Origin of the sequence: Leeuwenhoekiella blandensis MED217, assembly GCF_000152985.1 — a bacterium.
In the GTDB taxonomy this organism is placed as follows: Bacteria; Bacteroidota; Bacteroidia; order Flavobacteriales; family Flavobacteriaceae; genus Leeuwenhoekiella; species Leeuwenhoekiella blandensis.
Map to the genome: position 1 here is coordinate 2,479,721 of NZ_CH672395.1, position 6,488 is coordinate 2,486,208.

7 protein-coding genes are annotated in these 6,488 nt (G+C 36.4%); 2 read left to right on the forward strand and 5 right to left on the reverse strand.

All coding sequences use genetic code 11. The annotated features are described in order from the left end of the window. Positions 1 to 150: 150 nt before the first annotated feature. The 4 genes from MED217_RS10690 to MED217_RS10705 form a co-directional block, all read right to left on the reverse strand. A complete protein-coding gene (locus MED217_RS10690) occupies positions 151 to 492 on the reverse strand; it encodes a DUF2853 family protein (protein WP_009780536.1) in 342 nt (113 codons plus the stop codon). Positions 493 to 566: 74 nt separating this feature from the next. Then, positions 567 to 2,282: a 2-succinyl-5-enolpyruvyl-6-hydroxy-3-cyclohexene-1-carboxylic-acid synthase gene (menD, locus tag MED217_RS10695; RefSeq protein ID WP_009780537.1), complete on the reverse strand. Its 1,716-nt coding sequence runs from the start codon at positions 2,280 to 2,282 to the stop codon at positions 567 to 569. A gap of 31 nt (positions 2,283 to 2,313) precedes the next feature. Next, entirely contained in the window at positions 2,314 to 3,426 is a 1,113-nt protein-coding gene (locus MED217_RS10700; protein ID WP_040532755.1) for a chorismate-binding protein, read from the reverse strand. A 2-nt stretch (positions 3,427 to 3,428) separates the two neighbouring features. Continuing rightward, entirely contained in the window at positions 3,429 to 3,854 is a 426-nt protein-coding gene (locus tag MED217_RS10705) for a PaaI family thioesterase (protein ID WP_009780539.1), read from the reverse strand. Between the two features lie 142 nt (positions 3,855 to 3,996). On the opposite strand from MED217_RS10705, the gene MED217_RS10710 reads away from it, so the two are divergent. Next, entirely contained in the window at positions 3,997 to 4,641 is a 645-nt protein-coding gene (locus MED217_RS10710) for an alpha/beta hydrolase (protein ID WP_230199260.1), read from the forward strand. Between the two features lie 583 nt (positions 4,642 to 5,224). Continuing rightward, positions 5,225 to 5,950 carry a leucine-rich repeat domain-containing protein gene (locus MED217_RS10715; protein WP_009780541.1) on the forward strand — a complete coding sequence of 242 codons (726 nt, stop codon included), beginning with the start codon at positions 5,225 to 5,227 and terminating at the stop codon, positions 5,948 to 5,950. 70 nt (positions 5,951 to 6,020) lie between these two features. Here MED217_RS10715 and MED217_RS10720 read toward each other — a convergent pair. Further along, positions 6,021 to 6,488 (reverse strand): IS3 family transposase (locus MED217_RS10720; RefSeq protein WP_009780542.1); only part of this gene is annotated, 468 nt, incomplete at its 5' end.

Genomic DNA, 6,488 nt, shown 5'->3' on the forward strand with positions numbered 1-6,488 from the left:
TAATTTAGTCTTCAAAAATAGCAAAAATTGCATGATTACATCCGTAGCTTTTGCATTAGATTCCTAGGAAAGGCGCTTGTAATCGGAAATCCTTATGCATAAAAAAACCGCCATAAAATTTATGACGGTTTCTAAATGTTGTTGTTGAGTTTAACTGTAAACTTCTTCTTTACCAAAATGCTTGGTTAATAAGTAATAAACAACCGCTCTGTACTTATTGCGATTCGATTTACCATAATCTTCAATTACTTTATTGATTCCTTCCATCAATTGAGGACCATCGCTAAGACCTAACTTTTTAATCAAGAAATTTTGTTTTACGGTCTCCAATTCAGACTCACTGCTTCCAGAAACTGTAGATGAATCCTGATTGTAGATTGATGGGCCACAGCCTATGGTTACTTTGGTTAGCAAATCCATATCTGCATCGTGTCCCAGTTTTTCTTTTAGATCAGCCGCATATTTAGCGATCATTTCATCTCTTTTACTCATAAAATATTAGGTTAATTAAGAATTAAAATTTTTTGCTCACTAAAGATACATAAAATTCAAAATTTTTAGACAAACTATCTTAAGTACTTAAAATAACCTAGCAAAACCTTATCGTTCTCGATACGTGGCGTTTTAATTTCAAGCAGACAAGGCTGCTCTTGTTCTTTATAAAAAGCATCTTGAGCTGTTGCTAACTCATCCTCATTAGAGGCAGAAAAATAAGCCAGTCCAAACATCTTGCACAAATGAGATGCATCGAGATTATGTATCGTTTCAAAATAGGTTTCAAAAGCCTGCGAAGTCTTATCTCCCGGAAGAATTCTAAAAATCCCGCCTCCGGAATTATTCACCAGAATAATTTTAAAGTCTTTAGGTAAATAGGAATTCCATAGGCCATTACTATCATAAAAGAAGCTTAGATCGCCGGTGATGAGCGTTGTGGGTAATTGACTTCCCACCGCAGCGCCAACCGCGGTAGAAGTACTTCCATCTATACCACTGGTACCTCGATTACAAAAAACCTTTAAGCTCTTATCGATATCAAAAAGCTGCACATAGCGCACAGTAGAACTGTTTCCTAATTGCAGCTGTGTATTGGGTCGCAATCTTGACAAAATGCCATCAAAAGCTTTAAAATCACACCAAACCATATCTTTTATATATGCCTGATGCTTAGCATCGCGATGACCGCGCACCTCGAGCCATTCTTTTTGATAATCGCTTAAAGTTTGATTAGTCTGCGGTAAAAATTTATCCCAGAAATAATTTACAGGCACTTTAAAATGTTTATTCAAACAGAAAAACGTGTCATAGGCTTTCTTGGGATCAATATGCCAGTGTTGCTCAGGCTGATATTCTCTTAAAAAGGCTTTGATCTTTTTAGAAATGATCATCCCTCCTATCGTGATCAAAATCTCCGGTTGAAGTTGTTTAAAACCTGCATCATCAAGCGAACCTATTATATTGTCAATTCGTGTGAAAAAATTGGGATGATGAAGATTGGATGTCGTTTCAGTAAAAACCAAAACACTTGGATCGTTGCCTAAACGATCTAAAAACTCTTGCTCGATAGTATTGGGCTGTAAAACACCAACAATAACTAACTTCCGCTTTGCGGAATTCCATTTTTCTACAAACGGTTTTAAATAGGCTTCAGATAACTCTACCGTTTTTAAGGGCTCCTCAACAATGATAGGATCTACAAGTTTTTCTTCGGTGGTATTGTAAAGCGGTTCGTAAAACGGAACATTAATATGCACCGGTCCTTGGCCAAAAACCGCTTCATTTAAAGCCTTATTGATTTCCTGTTGATTGTGTTTTGTGGCCTCACGTTGCTTTTGAATAAGCTTAGGATCTGTAAGCGCAGTATCTGGGACATATTCAGAATATAAGTTGGCAGAATACAAAATGTGGTTCTCAAATACATTGCGCTGCCTGATTGTTTGTCCGTCGCCAATGTCAATACGCTCGATAGGTCGATCTGCCGAAATTACCACAAGTGGAATATCACTGTAAAACGCTTCTGAAATCGCCGGGTAATAATTTAAAACCGCACTTCCTGAAGAACAGACTAAAGCTACGGGCTCTTGAAGTTGCTGTGCAAGACCCAATGCAAAGAACGCTGCTGATCGCTCGTCAACTATACTATACGTATGCATATCGGGATGATGAGTAAAGCCAATTGTGAGCGGTGCATTACGTGATCCCGGTGAAATTACGACGTGGTTTATTCCTTTTTCGTTACAAAGCAAAACCACCGATTGGGCGACTGGTATACTAGAATATTTCATTAAAAATCAAAATTACAACAAAGCCAAAAGCTTAAAGAATGCTGGCAATAGTTTGTGCTTTATTAACAGTTTCTTCCCATTCGGCTTCCGCATTTGACGCCTCGGTTATTCCTCCTCCTACGTATAATGTAGCACGATTAGGTTTAAACTGCATACATCGCAAGTTTACATAGAGACTAGAAGTGGCTTTTAAGGTTTTATAGGCAAGATTCTCTACATTACGTCTGGATCGCGCTTTAGAAGCATCGGTAAGCATATTGATTTCGCCTAAAAAACCGGTATAAAATTCACGATCATAGGGCTCTTCCGTTTCAATAAATGACTTAGCCAAATCTCTAGGTAAGCCACAAACAGCCGGTGTTGGATGCAAAGCGCTTAAAAGGGCTTTGAGTGTATCTTTTTCCAAATTCAATCCACCACTAATTTTAGTACGCAGGTGCAACAAGTTTCCTGCTTTGTAAGTCTCTCTATCATGAACCTTGAATGATTTAAAATCAAACGGCTTTAGTTTATTCACGATCTCATCAGTTACCAGTTGTTGCTCTTCCTGCTCCTTCTTCCCCCAATTCACATCTAGAGTTCCTTCAAAAGACTGTGTACCGGCTAAAGCCATAGTCTCCAGACTTCTTCCATTTAAAGCTAAAAGCGTTTCGGGAGTGGCGCCTAACCAAGTACCAACTTTAGGATGATGCCATAAATAGGTAAAAGCGGTTGTATATTTTTTGTTCAGTGCTAAAAATAAACCCACCGGACTCGTCTGCGGAATGCTGATGTTTTGCTTTCGCGAAAGCACCACTTTTTGCAAATCGGCTTTCTGAATTTGAGCTACCGCTCTATTTACCAAATCAATATGCACTTGAGGATTTTCAGTCTGCCAAGTTACAGTAGAAGTAACCGGCATCTCGTCGCTTTGAGCTTCTAGTGTAAAAACTTCAGGAGATCCCGATAGCAATATTGCTTTCTTATCCCAATCAAAGGGTGCAAAAACAAAACCGCGTTCTTGAAAATCTTCAGTAAATAACAAGCTGTCGTCCTCTTGAAAAAGCAAAGACACCTCTGTAGCTTCAGGCTTTCGGTATACTACAAAAGGTAAATGCTGGGCGTATAGATCCTCTATTTTAGCAATAAATTCCTTCTGGGTCATGTTCATTTTTTGGGTAAGGCAATGGTGGTAAGTTTTACAAGAGAGATCAATTCGTCCTGTTCGTTGGTGATTTTAATCTCCCATAATTGCGTGGTACGACCTTTATGAATAAAAGTGGCTCGAGCAAAAACTTTTCCGCTGGCAATACTCTTTACGTGATTTGCAGAAATCTCTATACCGCGCACAAAAACTTTTGAGATATCTAGAAACATCATACTGGCTGCACTTCCTACACTCTCTGCTAAGGCTACCGAAGCTCCGCCGTGTAAAACTCCGTCAGGTTGATGTACCCTTTCATTTACCGGCATAAATGCCGTAAGAAAATCTGCACCAATATCAATAAACTCAATATTCAGTGTTTCCATCAATGTATTCTTACAAATAGCATTGCAACGCTTGAGTGCCTCTTCTTTATTATCTTGAAACATGTCTTATATATTAACGTTCTTAAATATGCTGCTGAAGCTTTATACAAGTTCCAGCTATTGCTTTAATTTGCTCTAAAGCTATCTAAGAAAAGAACTTTTAAACGGTTCTTATTATAATGGTAAAGATACTTAAACCTACATGATGCGCGAAGAAAAAACCGTAAGCTATACTACGACAAACACCTATCAGACACTCAACACATTCACCCTCAAAACTGAAGTGATCTGGATGGTTTGTCACGGCCTGGGCCATTTAACCAAATACTTTTTAAACCATTTTGAAAAAATAGATTCTGAAAAGCATTACATCATCGCACCACAGGCTCCCAGCAAATATTATCAGGACAAACGCTATAAATACGTTGGCGCTTCTTGGCTTACGCGTGAAAATACAGATATAGAAATCGAAAACGTACTAAACTACCTTGACCAAGTTTATACTTCAGAAATACAACCCAAATTAAATAGTCATATTAAGTTTTGCGTTATGGGTTTTTCTCAAGGTGTTTCGGTTGCAAGCCGCTGGATTAGCAGGCGCGCAATTTCGTGTGATTTTTTTATTGTGCATTCAGGAAGTATACCAGAAGATATCGATAAAGATACATTTAAAAAGACCAAAGGTTTTCTTACCTACGGAAAAGAAGACGCACTTTTAAATAATTCCAGACTGAAGCAGCAAACCTCCTTAGCAAAAGAACTTTTTGATGAAAGGCTGAACATCCTTCCCTTTGAGGGTAAACATATTGTTAATGAGGAAATACTAGCTGAAATCTCAAAAAAGTTATAGGTAAATAGTCCTCCGCGAAAGCTTTTAAGCATTCAATTTACAGTATTGAATAAATAGCGCCATCCTCGTTAGTCTAAAAAAACTTACAACACCACTTACAAAAAGCAAACGATTGTATTTTATCGATTTTATTTGCTTTTAATACTTGTAATTAGCTATCTTAGAACAAATTAGCCAAGAAGAAAATTGGTTTCAATTTCTTTTTATGTTTTAAATCGAGTATTCCTGCTCGATTTCTTAACGTTTGTTGTTTGTTTTATATTAGTTTTTAGTTGGTAATGAGTCTGATTTTAAAAAATCAGACTCATTTACTTTAGACGAAATGCACATTTAGGCATTTGAACTGTAATTAAGTAAGAAAAATACTACTTTAAAACATTGATTGAGTTAGTTTTACCTGTGAAAAGCAACTTTCAAACTAACAAATACCTTGTGAAAATTGTACAAAACAACTGTTTTTTAATTGTATAAAACAACTATTTACTAATTATATAATAATTACTGTGTATTTCATCGATTATAATTGCTTTTTAGGGTTAAACGGTATTATATTTACGTTGTTAAACAAATTAATCAACCCACTATGAAATCAATTTTTACTCTTTTCGCAGTAGCATTCCTAAGCTTATCAGCTTTTGCTGAGGTTTCTAGCAATCAGAAGCAAGCTTTAATTGATTTATACAACGCCACAAATGGTTCTGAGTGGAATACTACTTGGAATCTTGATGCTGATGTTTCTACTTGGCACGGTGTACGCGTGATAAACAATAATGTGGTTGGTCTTAATTTAAGTATGAATAACCTCAACGGTCACTTACCAGAGTCATTAGGTGATCTTGATGCCCTTGTAACTCTTGAATTATTCTTTAATAGAATTCAAGGAGAACTTCCAAGCTCTATAGGAAACCTTAAAAATCTAAAAGTTTTAGTTCTTAACGGAAATATGCTAGACGGTAAGTTGCCAGAGAGTATTTATAACTTAACTAAACTGGAGCAACTAATGCTTACCAGCAATAATCTAAGTGGTAGTATATCTAATGACGTGAGTAAACTTGAAAATCTTGAAGTTTTGAATCTTTTTGATAACAACCTTAATGGTAACCTTCCATTAGCAGTTCTTAAATTAGAAAACTTAAAAGAACTTAATCTTTCTAATAATCAATTAGCAGGCGTAGTACCGGCAGAGCTTAAGAATATGAAAAACCTTAAGACACTTGCATTAGCCTCTAATAATTTTGATAATTATAATGAAGGTATAGCTTTCAAAGAAGACACCAATGCTACTTCTACATTAGCCTCAAACGAATAATTTATTCCCCAAATCATAATAAATTAGTTTTAATGAGTCGTCCTAAAATAGGTTGACAGTTTTTAAAAGTTTAAATCAATCCGGTGAAGCTAGCTTCACCGGATTTTTTGTTGTGTATAAAATTAGGTGTTTTGTAGTTAAGGCTTAGATGTGGTCTTTCATTGTTATATGTTTTTATTGACTGCTGAATCAACAGTCTGAGTTCTTTACCTGTATTGCATTTGTTTATGAAGAACTCTTCCTTCAATATCCCGTTAATTCGTTCTGCTAACGCATTTTGATAGCAGTCATACCCATCTGTCATTGATGGTAATGCATTTGATCGCTTCAATTGAGTTTGATATAACGAGGAGCAATATTGCAAGCCTCTGTCAGAATGGTGTATTACCTCGCTTGATGTGGTTCTACTTTTATTAGCCATTTTCATTGCTTTAACTACATTTTCTGCACTCATATCATCACTTAGGTGGTAGCCCATTATTTTTCTGCTAAAAGCGTCTGTCACCAAGGAAAGATAGTGAGTTCTTTCTCTACTCTT